Genomic DNA, 19973 nt, shown 5'->3' with positions numbered 1-19973 from the left:
GTCAGGGCGCGGGAGCGACCGAGCCGTAGGCGGCAGGTTTGGAGAAGAGCGGGCGCGCCGCGCCGGAGCGGCGGATCAGTGCCTGCGGGTCGGGCAGCACCACCGGCTGGTCCCAATTACCGCGCACGATGAAGGGCAGCTCGAACGAGACGTTCTGCGGCGTGCCGGGGGCGGCGCCCGCGACATAGGCGCTGGCCGCGCCCTGCGGCGGCGCGTCACCGGTCTTGGCGGCGCTCACCAGTTGCGCCACGCCGACGAAATCGAGGTCGCGGTCGGCGATGGAGCTTTCCCCGGCCAGCGAGATGCGCAGCTGGTCGCTGGCGACATGGAGCCGCGACAGGGTGGCGATGCCGGTGCGGATGGTGCTCTCGAGCTCGATCTGGCTGTAGGGCGTGCGCCCGCCGCGCAGGTCGCCAGTGGCCGAGAGCGGGCGCTGCTCCAGCCGGGCCAGAATCCGCCCGACATCGAAACCGACCAGCGAGCCATTGGCCCCGGAGAGGGAAAAGCTGCCGTTCAGCCCGCCCACAATGGCGGCGATGCTGGCGCCGGTGCCACCCGCGGTGAAGCGGAAGGAGCCGGTGCCTTCGAGCCGCCCCATGCGGAACAGGTCGCCCATAGCGCCGGCAAGCGCGACATCGTCGGCGGACAGATCCAGCCGCGCCTCGGCGCCATTGGTCGCGGGCGAAACATGCAGAGCTGCCCGGAAAATCCCGTTCCAGGCCTCGGCCTCGCCAATCGCCAGCAGGAGGCGACCGGATTTCAGCGTCGCGCTCGCCGCCATGCGCTCGAGGCGGCCGGTTCCGGCGCGCACCTCGGTGGCCGACAGGCGCAGATCGACATCGAGCTGCGACAGGCGGGAGAGGTCGATCGTCTCGGCGCTCCAATTGTCGCCGGCGGCATCGGAGATCGACAATTCGCCATAGGGGCTGAGGTCCAGCCGGTCCGCCGCCAGCGAGCCCTGGATCACCGGACGGGCGCCGTCGAGCCGCAGGTTGAAGCCGCCTTCGCTGACATTGCCGTCGAGTTCCAGCCGCGCGCCGGAGAGCGTCGCGCCCTGCCCGGACAGGACGGACTGCGCCTGCAGCGAGAAGCTGCCGAAGCCCTGCGCGGTCGGCGCTTCAAGACCCAGCCAGGCGAGCGTCTGGCGGAGCTGGCGCGAGGCGACGGTGAGGGTGCCATTGGCCACGGGGCCGCCGGCGAGCTTGCCGGTGCCGTCAAAGGCCATGTCGAAGGGCGGGCCGGAGAGCTTGACCCGCATCGGGCTGGCGCCACCGGTGAGCAGCACGCCAAGACTGGAGGCGGCGAGATCGACATTGATCGGCTCGCCGCGCCAGACCACTCGGCCTTCGATCGCCGCATCGCGTCCGCCGCGCCAGCCAATGCGCAGATCCGCCGCGGGAATCACCACGTCGCGCGTGCCGCCATGCGTCAGGACGAGGCGGCCATTGGTAACGACGAGGTCGGCGTTGAACTTGGCCGAGGCGAGGCGCAGCACGCCGGTGGAAAAGGGGTCGATGTCTACCCCGCCAGCGAGCGCCAGTTCCGGCTGGTCGAGCTCGATATGGTCGGCTCGCGCCTGTCCGGTCAGCAGTGGCAGCAGGTCGAGCACGACGCGGGCGCGGGGCACGGTGAGAGTGGCCGCCCCCTCGCCGAAACGAATCTCGTTCACCTCAAGCGCGGGCCAGGGAAAGATCGAGAAGCTGACGGGACCGTCAATGCGCGGGGGCTGCCCGGCCGCATGCTCAAGGAGCGCCGCCACCTCGGTGCGCAGCCGTTCCTCCGAGGCAAGCTTCGGCGCCAGCGCCGCCCCGAACAGGACGAGCGCCACCGGCAGCAGCAGGATGGGGACCAGTCTTTTCATCAAATGTCGATAATGCCACCCGGACGTGGACCTAGCGCAGCCACGACAGGCTGCGCAAGCGCCGCGCCAACCGGTGGAAAGCCATCCTTCGTTCAGCGCACCATGTTGGGCGTCTGTGTCTGTTTGATGGCCTGACAGAAAGCGAGCGCGCGGCTATGAATTGTCGCGATTGCCGCGCCTGCGAAGATAGGCCGGCACAGCGGGAGGAGAGCACAGAATGGCCGTCGCGACCGAGGAAGCACTCTGGACCCCCAGCCGGGATCGTATCGAGCGGGCCGCCGTCACCGCCTTCCTCCGGGCGACCAATGAGCGGCACGGCACCGACCTCGCCTCCTACCGCGACCTGCACGCCTGGTCGATCCTGCGGCCGGACGCTTTCTGGGAGCAGGTGTGGGATCTCGGCGCGGTGATCGGCGAACGCGGGAACGTGGCCCTGGTCGATGGCGAGAAGATGCCGGGCGCCCGATTCTTCCCCGAGGCGCAGCTGAACTATGCCGAGAACCTGCTGCGCCCGCGCGACCCGGCAAGCCTCGCCCTCATCTTTCGCGGCGAGGACAAGGTCGAGCGCCACATCTCGTTCGGTGAACTCACCGATCTCGTCTCGCGTCTGCAACAGGCGCTGAAGGCGGCGGGCGTGGGTGTCGGCGACCGGGTAGCCGCGACCCTGCCGAACCTGCCGGAGACCATCGCGGTGATGCTGGCGGCCTCCTCGCTCGGCGCTATCTTCTCCTCCTGCTCGCCCGATTTCGGCGAGCGCGGCATTCTCGACCGCTTCGGTCAGATCGAACCCAAGGTCTATGTCGCCTGCGACGGCTACTGGTATGCCGGCAAGCGCGTCAGCATCGGCGACAAGCTGAAGGCGGTCGTCCCGCATCTGCCGAGCGCCGTGAAGACCGTCATCGTGCCCTATCTCGGCGAGGCGGACGAGGTGGCGGCGGGCCTGCCCAACGGGGTGAGCCTTGAGGCCTTCATCGCGCCCTTCGCCCCGGCCCCGCTCACTTTCGAGCGGCTGCCCTTCAACCACCCGCTGTTCATCCTGTTCTCCTCGGGCACCACGGGCGTGCCGAAATGCATCGTGCATGGGGCGGGCGGCACGCTGCTCCAGCACATCAAGGAGCACCGGCTGCATTGCGACCTGCATCCGGGCGAGCGGCTGTTCTATTTCACCACCTGCGGCTGGATGATGTGGAACTGGCTGGTGAGCGGCCTCGCCAGCGGGCTCACGCTCTGCCTGTTCGACGGCTCGCCCTTCGCGCCCGGCCCGTCCGTGCTGTTCGACTATGCGGCCAAGGAGCGTTTCGCACTGTTCGGCACTTCGGCGAAGTACATCGATTCGCTGCGCAAGGAGGGGCTGCGGCCGGTCGACACGCATGACCTCTCAGCACTGAAGACGCTCACCTCCACCGGCTCGCCGCTGGCACCGGCGGATTTCGCCTATGTCTATGAGGCGATCAAGCCGGACCTGCACCTCGCCTCGATCTCCGGCGGCACGGACATCGTCTCCTGCTTCGTGCTGGGCGACCCGACGGCGCCGGTCTATCGCGGGGAGATCCAGTGCGCGGGGCTCGGCATGGCGGTGGAGGTCTGGTCGGATGAGGGTCAGCCCGTCACGGGTGAGCGCGGCGAGTTGGTCTGCACCCGGCCCTTCCCCTCCATGCCCGTGATGTTCTGGAACGACCCGGAAGGCGCGAAGTACCACGCCGCCTATTTCGACCGCTTCCCCAACATCTGGTGCCATGGCGACTTCGCGGAGTGGACGGTGCATGGCGGGCTCATCATCCATGGCCGCTCCGACGCCACGCTGAACCCGCAGGGCGTGCGCATCGGCACGGCGGAGATCTACGCTCAGGCCGAGCAGGTGCCGGAGATCGTCGAGGCGATCGCCATCGGCCAGGAATGGGACAACGACGTGCGCGTCGTGCTGTTCGTCCGGCTGAAGCCCGGCGCGGTGCTGGACGAGGCGCTGGAAAAGCGCATCCGCACGCAGATCCGCACCGGCGCCAGCCCGCGCCATGTGCCGGCGAAGATCGTCGCAGTCACCGATATCCCGCGCACCCGTTCGGGCAAGATTACCGAACTCGCCGTGCGCGAAGTGGTGCATGGCCGGCCGGTGAAGAACACCGAGGCGCTCGCCAACCCGGAATGCCTCGACCTCTACCGCGACCTGCCGCAGCTCGCGGTGTGAGCGTTCAGCCCTGCGCGGGACGGCTCAGCCGCGCCAGCAGGATCACCGGCGCGAGGCCGACAAGGACGATGAGCAGGGCGGCGATGGCGCCGTCCTCATAGGTGCCGCGCGCCGCCTCGGCATAGACATGGCTCGCCAGCGTCTCGAAGTTCAGCGGGCGCAGCATCAGCGTCGCCGGCAGTTCCTTCATGCAGTCGACAAAGACCAGCAGCGCCGCCGTGCCGAGCGCGGGGCGCAGCAGCGGCAGGTGAATGCGCCGCATCACCCCGCGTGGCCGCTCGCCGAGGCTGCGCGCGGCCATGTCGAGGCTGGGCGTGATCTTGCCGAAGCCCGCCTCCAGCCCGCCGACCGGGATGACGAGGAAGCGGATGACATAGGCGATCACCAGCGCCGCGCCGGAACCGGAGAGCAGCAGCCCGGTGGGCACGCCGAAAAGCTGGGCGCTGGCGGCGGAGACGAGATTGTCGAAGCCGGCGAGCGGCACCAGGAGCCCCACCGCCAGCACCGTGCCCGGCACGGCATAGCCGAGCCCGGCGAGGCGCGGCACCAGCCCCGAGCGCAGCGCCCCGGTGCGCAAGGCCAGCGCGATGAGAAGCCCCGCCCCGACCGCCACCGAGGTGCCCGCCGCGGCGAACAGCGCGGTGTTCAGCGCCTCCTGCGCGACGCTCACCGGAAAACCGTGAAACTGCCAGCGCGCCCACGCCATATGCGCGAGATGGCCGGCCGGCAGCAGGAAGCCGAACAGCAGCGGCAGGAAACAGGCGAGCATGGCGAGCCCGGCCGCCCCCGCCGTCAGGTCACGGCGCGCCGGCGGGCGCAGCCGCGCCCCGACATTGGCAACGCTCAGATGCCGGCGCCCCCAGCGCTCCAGCATTACCAGCCCCATCATGATGACCAGCATGAACAGCGCGATCTGCGCCGCGCCGGGCAGGCTCGAACGGTTGAGCCAGGTCGAGTAGATCGACAGCGTCAGCGTCTGCACGCCCAGGAATTCGGAGGCGCCGACATCGTTCACCGTCTCCATCAGCGCCAGCGTCACGCCGACCGCCAACGCCGGGCGGGCGAGCGGCAGGGCGATGCGGAAGAAGGTCTCCCACGCCCCCGCCCCCAGCGTGCGCGCCGCTTCCAGCACCGAGGAGCCCTGCACCAGAAAGGCCGCACGGGCGGTGAGATAGACGTAAGGGTAAAGCACAAGCCCGAGCAGCACGATGCAGCCGGGCAGTGAGCGCACCTCCGGCAGCCAGAGGCCGCGCGGGCTTGAAATGCCGAGCAGGCCCCGGATCAGCGTCGGGATCGGCCCGAGCGGATGCACCGCGTCCACATAGACGAAGGCCTGGATATAGGTGGGAATGGCGAGCGGCAGCAGCAGCGCCCATTCGAAGATGCCGCGACCGGGAAAGCGGCACACCGCGACCAGCCAGGCCGTGCCGGTGCCGATGCCCCCGGCGATGATGCCAACGCCGATCACCAGCAGCAGCGTCTGGCCGAGCGCATGGGGCAGAACATGACGCAGCAGGTTCGGCCAGAGATCGCCCGAGCCATGCGCCGCCGTCCAGACGAGCGAGGCGAGCGGCAGCAGCACGACGACCGCCACGGCGATCGCTCCCCAGCGCAACGCCCGCCCACTGTCCGCCGCGTCGCTTCTATCGGTGACGGCGCTGCTCATGCGGATGCGCTGTTCCTCGTGCCGACATGCGGCTCCCCCGCGCGGCTCTCGGCCACGCGGGGGAGCGATTAAGCCGGAAGCCGGCGTGGATCAATTGTCGAAGCCGACCTTGTCGACGAGATCGGTCGCGGCCTTGCGGGCCTTGGCGACGGCGACGAGGTCCACCTGATCGACCTTGAGCGGGCCGAAGGCGGCGATGATCGGGTCGATCGGCGCGCCGGGAACGACCGGGTACTCGTAATTGGCCTGGGCGTAGATCGCCTGAGCTTCCGGCGAGACCAGATATTCCAGCAGCTTGACGGCGTTCGCCTTGTTCGGCGAGGCCTTGGCCACCGAGGCACCGGAGATGTTCACATGCGTGCCGCCATTCTGGAAGGTGGGTACGATCACGTTGATCGCCGCGCCCCACTTCTCCTGATCGGGACCGCCCTTGCCGGAGCGCATCAGGCCGACATAGTAGGAATTGGCGAGGCCGATGTCGCAGAGGTCGCCGAGAATGTCGCGGGCGACATCACGGTCGCCGCCGGCCGGCTTGCGGGCTACGTTGGCCTTCACGCCCTTGAGCCACTCCTCCGCCTTGGCCTCACCGTGATGGACGATGTAGGCGGCGACCAGGGCCACATTGTAGGGATGCTTGCCTGAGCGGATGCAGATCTCGCCCTTCCACTTGGGATCGGCGAAATCCTCATAGGTGATGGCGGAGAGCTTCACGCGGTCCTTGGAGGCATAGGCGACGCGGGCGCGCATGGAGAGCGCGAACCACTCGCCATTGGCGCCGCGCAGATTGGCGGGGATCGCCTTGGACAGCACGTCGGAGGTCACCGGCTGCGTCACGCCCTGATCGACCAGGTCCATCAGGTTGCCGACATCGACGGTCATCAGCAGGTCAGCCGGCGAGGCCGCGCCTTCGGCCTTCACGCGCTCGGCGAGGCCGTCCTTCACGAATACCGCATTGACCTTGATGCCGGTCTTCTCGGCGAAGGCGTCGAAGAGAGGCTTGGCCAGCGCGACCTCGCGCGTGGTGTAGACGTTCACGACCTCTTCGGCCGAGGCCGGCGCGGCAAGCGCCAGGCTCGCGGCGAGGATCGTGCCGAGCGCCCCACGGCGCGTTCCCAGGATCCGGCGAATCGCCATTCTCGTCTCCTCCTGTTGGGGCGGTCGTGCCGCCATTACCTTAGGTACAGTGGGCGGTACGAGAGCCGGCAACATTGGTCAACAAAAACGCGCGTTACTTCAATACCTTAGAGAAGATCTAAAACAGAACGACTCCAATCTGCATGCTGCGCCGCCGAAGCTGCGTGGGTATTGGGGTAGCTGGGACGATAACCGCAGGTATCGCCCGACTGGCGGGCGCAGGATCACCCGTCGGCGCTACGCAAACAAAAAGGCCGGTCTCGCGACCGGCCTTGTGTTGTCTGGTGTGGCGACGGCAATCAGTCGTCGAGATCGCCGATATAGCGCTGGGCGTAGAGCGGCAGGCCGAGCTTGTCGATCAGGTCGAGCTGGGTCTCGAGGAAGTCGATATGGCCTTCCTCATCCGCCATCAGCGCCTTGAAGATGTCGCGGCTGGGATAGTCCTGCACCGTCTCGCAATAGGTCGCGGCTTCCTGGTAGAGCGCGCGCGCCTCGATCTCGGCGGCGAGATCGCACTCGATCACTTCCTTGACGTCCTGGCCGATGCGCAGCGGATCGAGCACCTGCAGGTTGGGGAAGCCTTCGAGGAACAGGATGCGGTCGATGAAGCGATCGGCGTGATGCATCTCTTCGATCGACTCGGCCCGCCACTTGGCACCGAGCTTCTTGTACCCCCAGTTGTCCAGCATGCGGTAATGCAGCCAGTACTGGTTGATGGCCGTCAGCTCCGAGCGGACGCCACGGTTGAGATATTCGATGACTTTGGGATCGCCCTTCATGGCCGCGACCTCTCCTTGGAATTGAGCCGTTGAACTTTTAGAATAATTCCAAGAATCCGGCAAGGAGGTTTCTGGTACCGGCAGGCATCACGGACACGCCATCAACAGGCGAACCGCGGCGCCGGACTCACTCGGCGGCGAGAAGATTGTGATGCGGGTGATGATGCGCCGGATGGCCGTGGCCGGCATGGCCCGGGCTGGCATCGTTCTGGAGATTGGCCGGGCATTCGCGCGGGCAGGCGCCGCAGGCGCTGGCGTTCACATCGGCGATGAGCTGGCGGATCGTGCGGGCGCATCGGCCACACTGCGCGCTGCAGCCCAGGCAACGATACACCTGCCCAGCCGTCCGCACGGTCGGCTGCGTTTCCGTCACTGCGTTGCGGATCTGCCGATCCGACAGAACATTACAAGAGCAAACGATCATCGCGGGGCTGAACCCAAGTGACCAGCTGTCTAGAATTATTCTAAAGACAGCCTTCTGCTTAGTTTTTCGCCCTAAACCGGCCATGCGTCAATCGGGAAAACACGATCTACCGATCACGTAAATGCATAATGGCGACGAATACCCGCGCAGCTTTTAGTCGTTCCAGAATAGAGGCCGTATTTGCCTGCCTCCACTTTTGAACGCCACTAAAGAAGCGGCATTGCCTCACTCGTCCCGACCGGATCGGTGGCGAGGCGGGCGTAGAGCAGATGGTCCTGCCAGCTGCCATTGATGCAGAGATATTCGCGCCCATACCCTTCGCGCCGGAAGCCGGAGCGCTCCAGCAAGCGGATCGACGGCGTGTTGGTCGGCAGGCAGGCCGCCTCGATGCGGCGCAGGCCGAGCGCGCCATGGGCGAAAGGCAGCAGCGCCCGCACGGCCGCGCTCATATGCCCCTTGCCGGCAAAGGGCGCGCCCATCCAGTAGCCGAGGCTGGCCGTCTGAGTCACGCCGCGCCGGACATTGGACAGCGACAGCCCGCCGAGCAGCACGCGGTCGCCCGCACGGAAGACGAGGAAGGGATAAGCGCTGTCCTCGCGCACATCGCGCTGATAGCGCCGGATCCGCCGGCGGAACGAACCGCGCGTGAGATCATAAGGCGGCCAGATCGGCTCCCACGGCGTGAGGAACGCCCGGCTCTGCTCGCGCAGGCTCGACCAGGCCGCGAAGTCCGACATATGCGGCATGCGCAGCACCACGCCCTCGCCTTCGATCAGCGAGGGCGGCTCGGGCCAGGAGACCGTGCGGAACAGGGCCATGGAGCCTGCCGGGAAAGGTTAGGACGGCCTCAGACGTTCCGCGATACGCGCGGCCGTTTCAAGAGCCTTGCCAGGACCGAGAGCGGTAAAGGTGGGGCGGGCGCGGGCGATCAGCCCCCGGCCGGCGGCCTTGGCATCCTCCAGCGTCACCGCCTGCACCTTGCCGACGATCTCCTCGAGCGGGATCGGCCGGCCGAAGGCGAGCATCTGCCGGGCGAGCTGGTCGGCCCGCGCGCCGGAGCTTTCCAGCGCCGCGAGCAGGCCCACCTTGGCCTGCGCCTTGGAGCGGGCGAGCTCGGCCTCACTCATCGTTTCGATGGTCTCTTCGATCTGATCGATCACCACATCGACCAGATCGTCCACGTCCCCGCCATCCGTCCCGGCATAGATGCCGAACAGGCCGGTATCGCCATAGCCCCAGTGGAAGGAGTAGACCGCGTAGCAAAGCCCGCGCGCCTCGCGCACTTCCTGGAACAGGCGCGAGGACATGCCCCCGCCCAGCACATTGGTGAACACCTGCAACGCGTGGATGCCGGGATCGCGGTAGGACAGACCCTCCAGGCCGATCAGCAGATGCGCCTGCTCCAGCTCCCGCCCGCCACCAATCTCGACGCCGCCCTCATAGCGGCTGGGGACCGGCAAGGGCTTGTCAGCATTGGGAATTCCACCAAGGCGCGCCTGCGCCTCCGCGACCACGCGCTCATGTTCCACGGCGCCGGCGGCGGCGACGATGAGCTTGGGGGCGCGGTAATTGCGGTCGAGATAACGGCGCAGCCTGTCCGGCCCGAAGGAGCGCACGGTCTGCGGCGTGCCGAGAATCGAGCGGCCGATCGGCTGGCCGGGGAAGGCCCGCTCCTGAAACAGGTCGAAGACGAGATCATCCGGCGTGTCGAGCGCCGCGCCGATCTCCTGCACGATCACATTGTGCTCGCGCTCCAGCTCTTCGGGATCGAAGGCCGGCTCGGTCAGGATGTCGGCGAGCACGTCGATGGCGAGCGGCATGTCCTCGGCGAGGACGCGCGCATTGTAGCTGGTGTGCTCGACGCTGGTCGCCGCGTTGATGTCGCCGCCAACCGCCTCGATTTCCTCGGCAATGCCCCGCGCGCTGCGCCGGCGCGTGCCCTTGAAGGCCATGTGCTCGAGCAAGTGCGAGATGCCGTGCTCGTCGCTTTCCTCGTCGCGCGAGCCCACCCCCGCCCAGATGCCGAGCGAGGCGGTAGCCAGATGCGGCATGGCGTCCGTCACCACGGTCACACCATTGTCGAGATGGGTGATGCGCGGTCCCTTGTCGTCGCTCATCCCGCTCATGCCGCGTGCTCGGCCGCGCGCGCATGGGCGGCGATGTAGGCCTCGATGGCGGCAAGGTCGTTCGGCAGCGTCGGCGTACGCTCGGGCCGCTCCATCAGATCCGCCAGATGCGGGGGAAGCGCCGGCCGCACGCCGCTGGCGCGCTCCACGGCATCGGGGAACTTGGCGGGGTGAGCGGTGCCGAGCACGACCTGCGGCACACGCGGATCATGCGCGGCGCGCTCGGCGACGGAGACCGCGACCGCGGTGTGCGGGTCGAGCAGATAGCCGGTCTCCTGCCAAACGCGGGCAATGGTCTCGCCGGTCTGAGCCTCGTCGGCGCGGCCGGCGTCGAAATCGGCGTGAATGGCGCGCATCGCCTCATTGGGCGGGGCGAAGGCGCCGGACTGGGCGAGGCTCGCCATCAGCCCGCGCAGCGCGCCGGCATCGCGGTCCAGCGCATCGAACAGCACGCGCTCGAAATTCGAGGAGACCTGAATGTCCATGGAGGGCGAAGACGAGGGGTGGACGCCCGTCACCTCATAGCGCCCGGTGGCAAGCGTGCGCACGAGGATGTCGTTCACATTGGTCGCGATGGTCAGCCGGTCGACCGGAAGGCCCATGCGCTTGGCGACATAGCCGGCGAGCACATCGCCGAAATTGCCGGTGGGCACGATGAAGGACAGCGGGCGGTGCGGGCTGCCCAGCGCGGCCCCGGCGACGAAATAATAGACCACCTGCGCGACGATGCGCGCCCAGTTGATCGAGTTCACGCCGGCAAGGCGCAGCCTGTCGCGGAAGGCATGATGGTTGAACATCGCCTTCACATGCGCCTGGCAGTCGTCGAAAGTGCCCTCGATGGCGATGGCGTGGACATTCGCATCCGGCACGCTGGTCATCTGCCGGCGCTGCACCTCGGAGACGCGGCCGGTCGGGTAGAGGATGAACACGTCCGTCCGCTCGCGGCCACGGAAGGCCTCGATGGCCGCGCTGCCGGTATCGCCGGAGGTCGCGCCGACAATGGTGGCACGCTCGTCGCGCTGGATGAGCACATGGTCCATCATCCGCCCGAGCAGCTGCATCGCCACATCCTTGAAGGCGAGCGTCGGGCCGTGGAACAGCTCCAGCACGAAGCGGTTCGGCGCGATCTGCACCAGCGGCGTCGTCGCCGGGTGACGGAAGCTGGCATAAGCTTCCTCCAGCATCGGCTGGAGCACCGCGGGGGTGAAGGCCGCATCCACGAAGGGGGCGATCACCTTGCCGGCGATCGTCGCATAGGACTGGCCGGCGAAATGAGTGATGTCAGCCTTGCTGAGCGCCGGGAAGGCGTCCGGCACATAAAGGCCGCCATCGCGGGCGAGACCGGCGAGCAGGGCATCGGAAAAGGCGAGAATGGGCGCCTCGCCCCGGGTCGAGATGTAGCGCACGCGCGCCTCCGGCTGGAAAAGTCGCGGCAAACTAGTGGTGCGGCGGGCGCGAGGCAAGCGCGACGCGGCGTCGGTCAACCCCGGCGCAGGCGCGGCCAGGCATAGGCGGCGAACACGCCCAGCAGCGTTGCCGCAAGCCCGTACCATGTCAGCGCATATTCCAGATGCCGGTTCGAGAAGCTGAGACGGGTCAGCCCGCCCTGCGGCAGCCCGCCCGGATTGGGCGTCGCATCCGCGTCAATGAGGAAGGGCGCGACGCGCAGCAGGCCCTTGGCCCCGGCGATGGCGACGGGATCGCGCACGAACCAGCTGTTCTTCTCCGGCTCGTTGCCCGGGGTGAACAGCCCGGCCTCCTCCGGCATGCGCAGCAGCCCGGTGACGGTGACGAGGCCGGGCACCTGCCCCTCGGCCCGGCTGGCGGGATCGCGCCGGTCGAGCGGCACGAAGCCGCGATTGACGAGGATCGTCGCCCCATCCGCCATTTCGAGCGGCGTCACCACCCAATAGCCGGGCCCGCCCCCGCCGTCGGACGTCTTGTCCACCAGCGCATAGACCTGAACCTCGAGATCGTGCCGGAAGCGGCCCTGCGCCTGTACGGGGCGGTATTCATCCGCCTCGAAGGCGATCGCCGGCCAGTCCGCCTCTTCCGGCGCAAGCTGCACCGGCTGGTGGATGCGCGCCTCAACCTTGGCGATGAGATCCTGCTTCCAGGCGAGCCGCTCCAACTGCCAGGTGCCGAGACCCGTCAGCACGAGGAAGGCCGCGAGCACCACCAGACTGACGGGCAGGAGGCGGCGCAGCGGCGAGGCTGGTCTCTTGGCCCCAGAGTTGGCAGCAGTGGACGTCACGCATCACCCGAATCGAGGCGGCCCTGCTGGGCCTTCTTGGCGTATTGCAGGGCGATCATCGTCGCCTTGAGCGGCCGGAGCAGGCCCAGCGTCGAGATCAGCACGAGCGGCGTCCAGAGCACGGCATGGACCCAGAAGGGCGGGGCGAAGGCGATCTCCACCCAGAGCGCCAGCCCCACGACGAGCGAGCCGGCGAGCAGGATGATGAAGACCACCGGGCCATCGCCGGAATCATCGAAGCTGTAGTCGAGACCGCAGGACTCGCAGCTTGGTGCGACGGTGAGGAAGCCGTTGAACAGCTTGCCCCGCCCGCAGCGCGGACAGCGGCAGGTGAAGCCGGCCTGATAGGGCGAGACGCCCGAATGGAACGGTTGCAGGTCCATGTCCGGCTTCTACTCCGCTTGGCGGCAGAAGTGAAATCCCGACCATCGGCCCTGCCGCTATGCCGCAGGCAGGGTTGCCCGCGCGGCAACGGCTCGCGCTCGGGCCAAAAGAAAAGGGCGGCTCTCGCCGCCCTGATCTCACGCGATGGGGTCACCCTCAGGCAGCGGCAGCAGCCGCGCCGGCCGCGCCCCACACATAGATGAAGGTGAACAGGAACAGCCACACCACGTCGACGAAGTGCCAGTACCAGGCCGCCGCTTCGAAGCCGAAATGGTGGGTCGGCGTGAAGTGGCCCGCATAGATACGGCCCAGGCACACGGCGAGGAAGATGGTGCCGACGATGACGTGGAAGCCGTGGAAGCCGGTCGCCATGAAGAAGGTGGCGCCATAGATGTTGCCCGAGAAGGCAAAGGCGGCGTGGCTGTACTCATAGGCCTGCAGCAGCGAGAAGATGAAGCCGAGGCCGACCGTAAGCCACAGGCCCCACTTGGCGCCCTGACGGTCACCATGGACGAGCGCGTGGTGCGCCCAGGTGAGCGTGGTGCCGGAGGTGAGCAGGATCAGCGTGTTCAGCAGCGGGAGGTGCCACGGGTTGAACACCTCGATGCCGGTCGGCGGCCAGTGCCCGCCAGTGAACTCGGCGCGGGTGTAGTTGATCGCCTCGCCGGCGAAGAGCGAGGCGTCGAAGAACGCCCAGAACCACGCCACAAAGAACATCACCTCGGAGGCGATGAACAGGATCATGCCGTAGCGCAGATGGAGCTGAACCACCGGCGTGTGCGCGTGCTGGTGCTCGGCCTCGCGGATGATGTCCCGCCACCAGACGATCATCGTGTAGATGATGCCGAGCAGACCGACGATCATGACCAGCGAGGTGAGCTGGCCATGCATCCAGAAGACCGCGCCGACCGCCATGACGAAGGCGAAGACCGAGATGACGAAGGGCCACGGGCTCGGGTCGACGAGATGGTAGTCGTGGTGTTTCGCGTGGGCCTCGGCCATGGGTCGCGCTCTCCGTTCGGTCTTATTCTCGCGCCGTCACCGGGGTGGCGGCAAGGTGGCGTTCTGCTCGCATCACGTCGCGTCCGCGCATTGTCCCCGGCGCGGGGACCGTGCGGGTCACAAGGGGGTCTTGCCCGGCTCCGGCTTGCCCGCGGCGACCGGAGCCGCCTTCGGGAAGAAGGTGTAGGACAGGGTGATCGTCTTGAGGGCCTTCATCTCCGGATCCTCGGCCAGCGAGGGATCGACGAAGAAGATGACCGGCATGTCGAGGCTCTCGCCCGGCTGCAGCGTCTGGTCCGTGAAGCAGAAGCACTGCATCTTCGCGAAATAGGGGCCGGACTGGGCGGGCGTCACATTATAGGTGGCGGCGGCGGTGACGGGCGTCGTGCCGCGGTTCTTCACGCGGTAATAGGCGAGCTTGGTTTCGCCGACGCGCACCTGCATGGAGCGCATTTCCGGGGCGAAGCTCCAGTTCAGGCCCGGCGCGACATTGGCGTCGAAGCGGACCTCGACCGTCCGCTCCAGCGTCTCGGCGGGCGCGGCGGCAGCGACGACCGTTGCGCCACCGAAGCCGGTCACGCGGCAGAACATCTCGTAGAGCGGCACCGCCGCATAGGACGCGCCCACCATCGTGGCGACGAAGGCGACGCAGCTCAGCGCGACGATGCGGTGGCTGCGCGGCGTGCTGGCCCGTGGGGCGGGTTCAGCGGTGTGGATGTCGGGTTCGTTCGCCATGACGCCTCACAGCGGCCGGATCAGCACGGCCGGGCCGAGCTTCACGATGGTGACGACGTAGAAAAGCACGCAGAGCGCCGCGAGAACGGCGGCGATGGCGACCGAACGCTGGCGACGGCGGCGCTTCTGCTCGTCGGTGAGCACGACACCCTCATTCTCAGGCCGGGGCCGCTTGTCCTTGTCTGCCATCACCGTTCCTCCCCGTGCCATGTGCTCACAGCCCGAACCCGGCCGGCGCGACGGCCTCGATGAGGAGGACGGCGAAGAGCAGGAAAAGATAAAGGATGGAGAAGGCGAAGAGCCGCTTGGCGGCCTGCTCTGCCGGTGCACCCTCGCGGCGGCGATAGACCTGGATGGCGAGCAGCAGCATGAGACCACCCGTGACACCCGACACGACACCATAGGCGAGGCCCGCCATGCCCAGGAAGAAGGGCGACATGGCCAGCGGCACGAGGATGAGCGTGTAGAGCAGGATCTGGCGGCGCGTCTCGGCGGTACCGGCCACGACGGGCAGCATGGGCACACCAGCGCGCGCATAGTCGCCGGACTTGTAGAGCGCCAGCGCCCAGAAATGCGGCGGCGTCCAGAAGAAGATGATGAGGAAGAGCAGCACGCTCTCCAGCCCGATGCCACCCGAGGCCGCGGCCCAGCCGACCATGGGCGGGAAGGCGCCGGCGGCACCGCCGATGACGATGTTCTGCGGCGTCCAGCGCTTCAGCCACATCGTGTAGATGACGGCATAGAAGAAGATGGTGAAGGCGAGCAGCGCGGCCGAGAGCTCATTGACCAAGAGGCCGAGCACCAGCACCGAACCGACGGACAGTGTCATGCCGAAGGCCAGCGCCTCACCCGGCGCCACGCGCCCCGAGGGAACCGGGCGGTTCTTGGTGCGGCTCATCACCGCGTCGATGTCGGCATCCCACCACATGTTCAGCGCGCCCGACGCGCCGGCGCCGATGGCGATGCACAGCAGGGCGGTGAAGGCGATCACCGGATGCACGTCGCCCGGCGCGCGCACGATACCCACCAGCGCGGTGAAGATAACGAGCGACATCACGCGCGGCTTCAGCAGCGCGACATAGTCCGACACCGACGCATAGTGCGGCGCCTCGAGCGGGCGCTGCTCCGTGCGGGTCAGGTCGTAATCGCGCGAGGCGAGGTCGGTCATCAGGTCACTCCGGCATCGCGCGTGGCGATGCGTCGCTGCGGGTCGGCACGGTGGAAAGGCACGTCCAGTCGGGGTGGGGAGCCTCCGGCGGCCAGCCGCCGGAGGCCAGTCACGTCACATCCAGCCGATCACTTGATCTTCGGCAGGACGTCGAAGTGGTGGTAGGGCGGCGGGGACGGCAGGGTCCACTCCAGCGTGGTCGCGCCTTCACCCCACGGGTTCGCACCCGCCGGCACCTTGGCGGCGAACATGCGGTACACGCCGTACAGGAACACCAGCACCGCGAAGCCCGAAATGTACGAGCCGATCGAGGAGATGAAGTTCCAGGCGTGGAACGCGTCCGGGTAGTCCGCATAGCGGCGCGGCATGCCGGCGAGGCCGAGGAAGTGCTGCGGGAAGAACACGAGGTTCACGCCCACGAAGGTCAGCCAGAAGTGCAGCTTGCCGATGCCTTCGCTGTACATGTAGCCGAACATCTTCGGCGCCCAGTAGTACCAGCCGGCGAAGATCGCGAAGACCGCGCCGAGCGAGAGTACGTAGTGGAAGTGCGCCACGACGTAATAGGTGTCGTGCAGCGCGCGGTCGATGCCGGCGTTGGAGAGCACGACGCCGGTGACGCCGCCGACCGTGAACAGGAAGATGAAGCCGATCGCCCAGAGCATCGGCACGCGGAACGAGATGGACCCGCCCCACATGGTCGCGATCCAGGAGAAGATCTTCACGCCCGTCGGCACCGCGATGATCATCGTGGCGGCCACGAAATAGGCCTGCGTCGAGGAGGACAGGCCGACCGTGTACATGTGGTGCGCCCACACGACGAAGCCGACGACGCCGATCGCTACCATCGCATAGGCCATGCCGAGATAGCCGAAGATCGGCTTCTTCGAGAAGGTCGAGACGATGTGCGAGACGATGCCGAAGCCCGGCAGGATGAGGATGTACACCTCGGGGTGACCGAAGAACCAGAACAGGTGCTGGAACAGGATCGGGTCACCGCCGCCGGCCGGATCGAAGAAGGTCGTGCCGAAGTTGCGGTCCGTCAGCAGCATGGTGATGGCGCCCGCCAGAACCGGCAGCGACAGCAGCAGCAGGAAGGCGGTCACGAGCTGCGACCAGGCGAAGAGCGGCATCTTGTGCAGCGTCATGCCGGGGGCGCGCATGTTCAGGATCGTCGTGATCAGGTTGATCGCGCCGAGGATCGAGGACGCGCCGGCAATGTGCAGCGAGAGGATCAGCAGATCCATCGCCGGGCCGGGGTGGCCGAGCTTGGAGGAGAGCGGCGGGTAGATCGTCCAGCCGCCACCGAAGCCGTTGGAGCCGGCCGCGCCTTCGACGAACAGGGAGAGGATCGCCAGCGCGAAGGACGGCGGCAGCAGCCAGAAGGCAACGTTGTTGATGCGCGGGAAGGCCGTGTCCGGCGCGCCGATCATCAACGGAATGAAATAGTTGCCATAGCCGCCGATCATCGCCGGCATGACCATGAAGAAGATCATGATCAGGCCATGGCCGGTGGTGAAGACGTTGAAGGTCTGCGGATCGGAGAAGATCTGGAGACCCGGCTCCTGCAGCTCGGCACGGATGCCGATCGAGAGGATGCCGCCCACGATCCCCGCCACGATGGCGAAGATCAGGTACATCACACCGATGTCCTTGTTGTTGGTCGAATAGACCCAGCGCTTCCAACCCGTCGGATCGCCCGCGTGACCGGCTGCGTATGCCATGGAACCGTCCCTCATTCGCGCGCTTTCACACGCACCGAAACTCTGATTGCACGGGGCGACCGGCGCCCCGTGGGAGAGGCGCTCAGCGCGCCTCGGCCGCGCCGGCGGGAACGACCTCGTTCTGCGCCACGACGCGGGCCGGCTGGTCGGCCGACGCGAACTTCTTCTTGGCATCCTCCACCCAGGTGGCGAAGTCGGCCTCGCTCACGACACGGATGGCGATCGGCATGAAGGCGTGGTCACGCCCGCACAGTTCCGAGCACTGGCCATAATAGACGCCTTCCTTGGTGGCCTGGAACCAGCTCTCATTGAGCCGGCCCGGCAGGGCGTCGATCTTCACGCCGAAGGACGGCATGGCGAAGGAGTGGATGACGTCGGCCGCGGTGACCTGGATGCGCACGATCTTGCCGACCGGCACCACGACCTCGTTGTCGACGGCGAGCAGACGCGGCTGGCCAGGCTGGAGGTCGGCGGTCTGCACCATCAGGCTGTCGAAGCTGAACTGGCCGTTGTCGGGATACTCATAGGACCAGTACCACTGGTGGCCGGTCACCTTGACCGTCAGGTCCGCCTTCGGAATGTCGAGCTGCTGGAACAGAAGCCGGAAGGACGGAATGGCGATGGCGACCAGGATCAGCACCGGCACCACGGTCCACACCACTTCGATCAGGGTGTGATGCGTGGTGCGCGAGGGCACCGGGTTGGCCTTCTCGTTGAACTTCACCGCCACGATGATCAGCAGCACCAGCACCAGCAGCACCACCGCCACGATGATGGCGAGAAGGAAGGCGTGGAAGGAGTGCATCGTCTCCATCACCGGCGAGGCCGCGCCTTGCAGGTTGATCTGCCACGGCGAAGGCTGGCCCGTGCCGGCGACAGCGCCGCCCATGGCGACAAGCGTCAGGCCCAGCGCGGCGACCATTGCACCGATAAAGCCTGCGGCGGTGCGTCCAGCGTTGCGGATCCACGATTTCATCGCGATCGTCACTCCCATCAACTCCCCTGTACCCCGGCCTAGGCACAACCAAGCCGCCCGTCGGGCCAGTGGCATTTGATCTTCATCAAACACAAAAAGAACACGCGGGCAACGCGCCTGGGGCCTTCTGCTCCTGCGACATGACGTCGGGTGCCTGGAACCGTTCTATCTGCAATGCCGCTGGGGCAAGGCTTGCTCTGCCGCATTGTTGACACGCATGTGATGCGAGGTGCCCGGCACCCCTCCTGTGCTGCTCATACGCAGCTCACGCACGATTCGCCTTGTCCCGCCGTGGCGATTCTTTAGAAGACTCCTCAGTCAGTTATTCGGGAGACAGCCCATGCGCGGTTTCGCGGCCCTCCGTTCGTCCTTTCTTGCGGCCTTCGCTGCCTTCGCCCTTATGGCGGTGGCCAGCGGCGGGGCGCAGGCGCAGGGGGTCGTGCGTTCGGTCCATGGTGAGTGGCAGATTCGCTGCGACACACCGCCCGGTGCGCAGTCCGAGCAGTGCGTGCTGCTGCAAAGCGTGCAGGCCGATGACCGGCCAAATGTCGGCCTCACCGTCATCGTGCTGAAGACAGCCGACCAGCAGAGCCGCCTTCTGCGCGTGCTCGCCCCGCTCGGCGTGCTGCTGCCTTCCGGCCTCGGCCTCAAGATCGACGACACGGATGTCGGCCGCGCCGGCTTCGTGCGCTGCGTGCCCAATGGCTGCGTCGCCGAGGTCGTGATGGACGACAAGCTGATCAACCAGCTCCGCAACGGCCAGAACGCCACCTTCATCGTCTTCCAGACGCCTGAGGAAGGCATCGGCATCCCGCTCAGCCTCAAGGGGTTTGGCGAGGGCTTCGACGCGCTTCCCTGAGGCGCGGCGATGGCACTCCCCTCCCCCATCCGTCTCGTCATCTTCGACATGGACGACGTGCTGCTGCACTACGACGTCGAGGCGCGGCAATCCGCTATCGCCGCGATGGCGGGGCTGACGGTCGATGAGGTGGCGCGTCTCATCTGGGACAGCGGCATAGAGGACGCCTCCGACGCGGGAAGGCTGTCGGCGGACGCCTACCTTGCCGCCTGCTCCCAGGCGCTCGGTATTCCCTTCGGGCGCGCGGACTGGTTCCGCACCCGCGCCCTCGCCATGACATTGGACCCGGAAGCGGTCGCGCTCGCGCAGGCCGTCAAGGACAAGGCCGCGCTGGCGCTGTTGACCAATAACGGCTTCATCATGGGCGAGCATTTCGACGCGCTGGTGCCGGAGCTGCGGGCCGTGTTCGGCTCGGCCATGCATGTCGCCGCCGAGTTCGGCACCAAGAAGCCGGACCCGGCGATCTATGCCCGGCTTGCCGCCCGCTACGGCGTCGCGCCTGCCGAAGCCGCGATGATCGACGACAAGCCCGTCAATATCGAAGGCGCCCGCGCGGCGGGCCTCACGGGCCACAGCTTCCGCAGCGCCGGCGAGCTGCGCTCGTTCCTCGACGCTCTCTCTCTTATATAGAGGGACCGTCACCGCGAGCCGTGGACGCGCCAGTGCGCGTCAGCAGAAAACCCGCGCGCCAGCAGGAAA

General features: G+C 67.3%; 19 protein-coding genes. 3 read left to right on the top strand and 16 right to left on the bottom strand.

Annotated features, from left to right (window positions below; all coding sequences use genetic code 11):
• Position 1: 1 nt before the first annotated feature.
• Positions 2 to 1861 carry an AsmA family protein gene (locus tag AncyloWKF20_RS00255; protein ID WP_279315989.1) on the bottom strand — a complete coding sequence of 620 codons (1860 nt, stop codon included), beginning with the start codon at positions 1859 to 1861 and terminating at the stop codon, positions 2 to 4.
• A 217-nt stretch (positions 1862 to 2078) separates the two neighbouring features.
• On the opposite strand from AncyloWKF20_RS00255, the gene AncyloWKF20_RS00250 reads away from it, so the two are divergent.
• Complete coding sequence (locus tag AncyloWKF20_RS00250; RefSeq protein ID WP_279315988.1) at positions 2079 to 4046, top strand: acetoacetate--CoA ligase; 1968 nt, start codon at positions 2079 to 2081, stop codon at positions 4044 to 4046.
• 4 nt (positions 4047 to 4050) lie between these two features.
• On the opposite strand, the gene AncyloWKF20_RS00245 is transcribed toward AncyloWKF20_RS00250, so the two are convergent.
• The 15 genes from AncyloWKF20_RS00245 to coxB all read right to left on the bottom strand — a co-directional run bounded on the left by AncyloWKF20_RS00245 (position 4051) and on the right by coxB (position 18361).
• Positions 4051 to 5712 carry an iron ABC transporter permease gene (locus AncyloWKF20_RS00245; RefSeq protein WP_279315987.1) on the bottom strand — a complete coding sequence of 554 codons (1662 nt, stop codon included), beginning with the start codon at positions 5710 to 5712 and terminating at the stop codon, positions 4051 to 4053.
• Between the two features lie 90 nt (positions 5713 to 5802).
• Positions 5803 to 6846, bottom strand: a complete 1044-nt coding sequence (locus tag AncyloWKF20_RS00240; protein WP_279315986.1) for a Fe(3+) ABC transporter substrate-binding protein — start codon at positions 6844 to 6846, stop codon at positions 5803 to 5805.
• Between the two features lie 299 nt (positions 6847 to 7145).
• Positions 7146 to 7625 (bottom strand): bacterioferritin, encoded by a 480-nt coding sequence (bfr, locus tag AncyloWKF20_RS00235; protein ID WP_267583460.1) that lies wholly within the window; start codon positions 7623 to 7625, stop codon positions 7146 to 7148.
• Between the two features lie 127 nt (positions 7626 to 7752).
• Complete coding sequence (locus AncyloWKF20_RS00230) at positions 7753 to 8049, bottom strand: (2Fe-2S)-binding protein (protein WP_279318049.1); 297 nt, start codon at positions 8047 to 8049, stop codon at positions 7753 to 7755.
• Positions 8050 to 8255: 206 nt separating this feature from the next.
• Positions 8256 to 8867 (bottom strand): GNAT family protein, encoded by a 612-nt coding sequence (locus tag AncyloWKF20_RS00225; RefSeq protein ID WP_279315985.1) that lies wholly within the window; start codon positions 8865 to 8867, stop codon positions 8256 to 8258.
• An 18-nt stretch (positions 8868 to 8885) separates the two neighbouring features.
• Positions 8886 to 10175: a pitrilysin family protein gene (locus AncyloWKF20_RS00220; protein ID WP_279315984.1), complete on the bottom strand. Its 1290-nt coding sequence runs from the start codon at positions 10173 to 10175 to the stop codon at positions 8886 to 8888.
• Positions 10172 to 11581 carry a threonine synthase gene (thrC, locus tag AncyloWKF20_RS00215; RefSeq protein ID WP_279315983.1) on the bottom strand — a complete coding sequence of 470 codons (1410 nt, stop codon included), beginning with the start codon at positions 11579 to 11581 and terminating at the stop codon, positions 10172 to 10174. Before thrC ends, AncyloWKF20_RS00220 begins: the two co-directional genes overlap by 4 nt.
• A gap of 74 nt (positions 11582 to 11655) precedes the next feature.
• On the bottom strand, positions 11656 to 12429 hold the full coding sequence (locus AncyloWKF20_RS00210) for an SURF1 family protein (RefSeq protein ID WP_279315982.1): 774 nt from the start codon (positions 12427 to 12429) through the stop codon (positions 11656 to 11658).
• Complete coding sequence (locus tag AncyloWKF20_RS00205; protein WP_279315981.1) at positions 12426 to 12812, bottom strand: DUF983 domain-containing protein; 387 nt, start codon at positions 12810 to 12812, stop codon at positions 12426 to 12428. The genes AncyloWKF20_RS00210 and AncyloWKF20_RS00205 overlap by 4 nt, the downstream gene beginning before the upstream one ends.
• 157 nt (positions 12813 to 12969) lie before the next feature.
• Complete coding sequence (locus AncyloWKF20_RS00200; RefSeq protein WP_279315980.1) at positions 12970 to 13815, bottom strand: cytochrome c oxidase subunit 3; 846 nt, start codon at positions 13813 to 13815, stop codon at positions 12970 to 12972.
• A 117-nt stretch (positions 13816 to 13932) separates the two neighbouring features.
• On the bottom strand, positions 13933 to 14550 hold the full coding sequence (locus tag AncyloWKF20_RS00195; protein ID WP_279315979.1) for a cytochrome c oxidase assembly protein: 618 nt from the start codon (positions 14548 to 14550) through the stop codon (positions 13933 to 13935).
• A gap of 6 nt (positions 14551 to 14556) precedes the next feature.
• On the bottom strand, positions 14557 to 14739 hold the full coding sequence (locus tag AncyloWKF20_RS00190; protein WP_279315978.1) for a hypothetical protein: 183 nt from the start codon (positions 14737 to 14739) through the stop codon (positions 14557 to 14559).
• Positions 14740 to 14764: 25 nt separating this feature from the next.
• Positions 14765 to 15718 carry a heme o synthase gene (locus tag AncyloWKF20_RS00185; protein ID WP_279315977.1) on the bottom strand — a complete coding sequence of 318 codons (954 nt, stop codon included), beginning with the start codon at positions 15716 to 15718 and terminating at the stop codon, positions 14765 to 14767.
• Between the two features lie 128 nt (positions 15719 to 15846).
• Positions 15847 to 17439 carry a cytochrome c oxidase subunit I gene (ctaD, locus tag AncyloWKF20_RS00180; RefSeq protein WP_279315976.1) on the bottom strand — a complete coding sequence of 531 codons (1593 nt, stop codon included), beginning with the start codon at positions 17437 to 17439 and terminating at the stop codon, positions 15847 to 15849.
• Positions 17440 to 17521: 82 nt separating this feature from the next.
• Positions 17522 to 18361 (bottom strand): cytochrome c oxidase subunit II, encoded by an 840-nt coding sequence (gene coxB / locus AncyloWKF20_RS00175; protein WP_279318048.1) that lies wholly within the window; start codon positions 18359 to 18361, stop codon positions 17522 to 17524.
• A 394-nt stretch (positions 18362 to 18755) separates the two neighbouring features.
• Between coxB and AncyloWKF20_RS00170 the strand changes: the two genes are divergently transcribed.
• Both AncyloWKF20_RS00170 and AncyloWKF20_RS00165 read left to right on the top strand, forming a co-directional pair.
• Positions 18756 to 19274 (top strand): invasion associated locus B family protein, encoded by a 519-nt coding sequence (locus AncyloWKF20_RS00170; RefSeq protein ID WP_279315975.1) that lies wholly within the window; start codon positions 18756 to 18758, stop codon positions 19272 to 19274.
• Between the two features lie 9 nt (positions 19275 to 19283).
• Positions 19284 to 19904, top strand: coding sequence for an HAD family phosphatase (locus AncyloWKF20_RS00165; protein ID WP_279315974.1), 621 nt, complete (start codon positions 19284 to 19286; stop codon positions 19902 to 19904).
• The last annotated feature ends 69 nt before the right edge of the window (positions 19905 to 19973 follow it).

The sequence above is a fragment of the Ancylobacter sp. WKF20 genome, assembly GCF_029760895.1.
Taxonomy (GTDB): Bacteria; Pseudomonadota; Alphaproteobacteria; order Rhizobiales; family Xanthobacteraceae; genus Ancylobacter.
This window is presented reverse-complemented; position numbering and strand designations above follow the sequence as displayed.

What these genes read in the sequence shown, in the direction of transcription:
- AncyloWKF20_RS00230 (WP_279318049.1), bottom strand. Translation starts at nt 8,049, where the DNA reads ATGATCGTTTGCTCTTGTAATGTTCTGTCGGATCGGCAGATCCGCAAC.
- AncyloWKF20_RS00185 (WP_279315977.1), bottom strand. Translation starts at nt 15,718, where the DNA reads ATGACCGACCTCGCCTCGCGCGATTACGACCTGACCCGCACGGAGCAG.
- AncyloWKF20_RS00190 (WP_279315978.1), bottom strand. Translation starts at nt 14,739, where the DNA reads ATGGCAGACAAGGACAAGCGGCCCCGGCCTGAGAATGAGGGTGTCGTG.
- AncyloWKF20_RS00165 (WP_279315974.1), top strand. Translation starts at nt 19,284, where the DNA reads ATGGCACTCCCCTCCCCCATCCGTCTCGTCATCTTCGACATGGACGAC.
- bfr (WP_267583460.1), bottom strand. Translation starts at nt 7,625, where the DNA reads ATGAAGGGCGATCCCAAAGTCATCGAATATCTCAACCGTGGCGTCCGC.
- coxB (WP_279318048.1), bottom strand. Translation starts at nt 18,361, where the DNA reads ATGGTCGCCGCGCTGGGCCTGACGCTTGTCGCCATGGGCGGCGCTGTC.
- AncyloWKF20_RS00240 (WP_279315986.1), bottom strand. Translation starts at nt 6,846, where the DNA reads ATGGCGATTCGCCGGATCCTGGGAACGCGCCGTGGGGCGCTCGGCACG.
- AncyloWKF20_RS00195 (WP_279315979.1), bottom strand. Translation starts at nt 14,550, where the DNA reads ATGGCGAACGAACCCGACATCCACACCGCTGAACCCGCCCCACGGGCC.
- AncyloWKF20_RS00220 (WP_279315984.1), bottom strand. Translation starts at nt 10,175, where the DNA reads ATGAGCGGGATGAGCGACGACAAGGGACCGCGCATCACCCATCTCGAC.
- AncyloWKF20_RS00200 (WP_279315980.1), bottom strand. Translation starts at nt 13,815, where the DNA reads ATGGCCGAGGCCCACGCGAAACACCACGACTACCATCTCGTCGACCCG.
- AncyloWKF20_RS00205 (WP_279315981.1), bottom strand. Translation starts at nt 12,812, where the DNA reads ATGGACCTGCAACCGTTCCATTCGGGCGTCTCGCCCTATCAGGCCGGC.
- AncyloWKF20_RS00225 (WP_279315985.1), bottom strand. Translation starts at nt 8,867, where the DNA reads ATGGCCCTGTTCCGCACGGTCTCCTGGCCCGAGCCGCCCTCGCTGATC.
- AncyloWKF20_RS00170 (WP_279315975.1), top strand. Translation starts at nt 18,756, where the DNA reads ATGCGCGGTTTCGCGGCCCTCCGTTCGTCCTTTCTTGCGGCCTTCGCT.
- ctaD (WP_279315976.1), bottom strand. Translation starts at nt 17,439, where the DNA reads ATGGCATACGCAGCCGGTCACGCGGGCGATCCGACGGGTTGGAAGCGC.
- AncyloWKF20_RS00255 (WP_279315989.1), bottom strand. Translation starts at nt 1,861, where the DNA reads ATGAAAAGACTGGTCCCCATCCTGCTGCTGCCGGTGGCGCTCGTCCTG.
- AncyloWKF20_RS00250 (WP_279315988.1), top strand. Translation starts at nt 2,079, where the DNA reads ATGGCCGTCGCGACCGAGGAAGCACTCTGGACCCCCAGCCGGGATCGT.
- AncyloWKF20_RS00245 (WP_279315987.1), bottom strand. Translation starts at nt 5,712, where the DNA reads ATGAGCAGCGCCGTCACCGATAGAAGCGACGCGGCGGACAGTGGGCGG.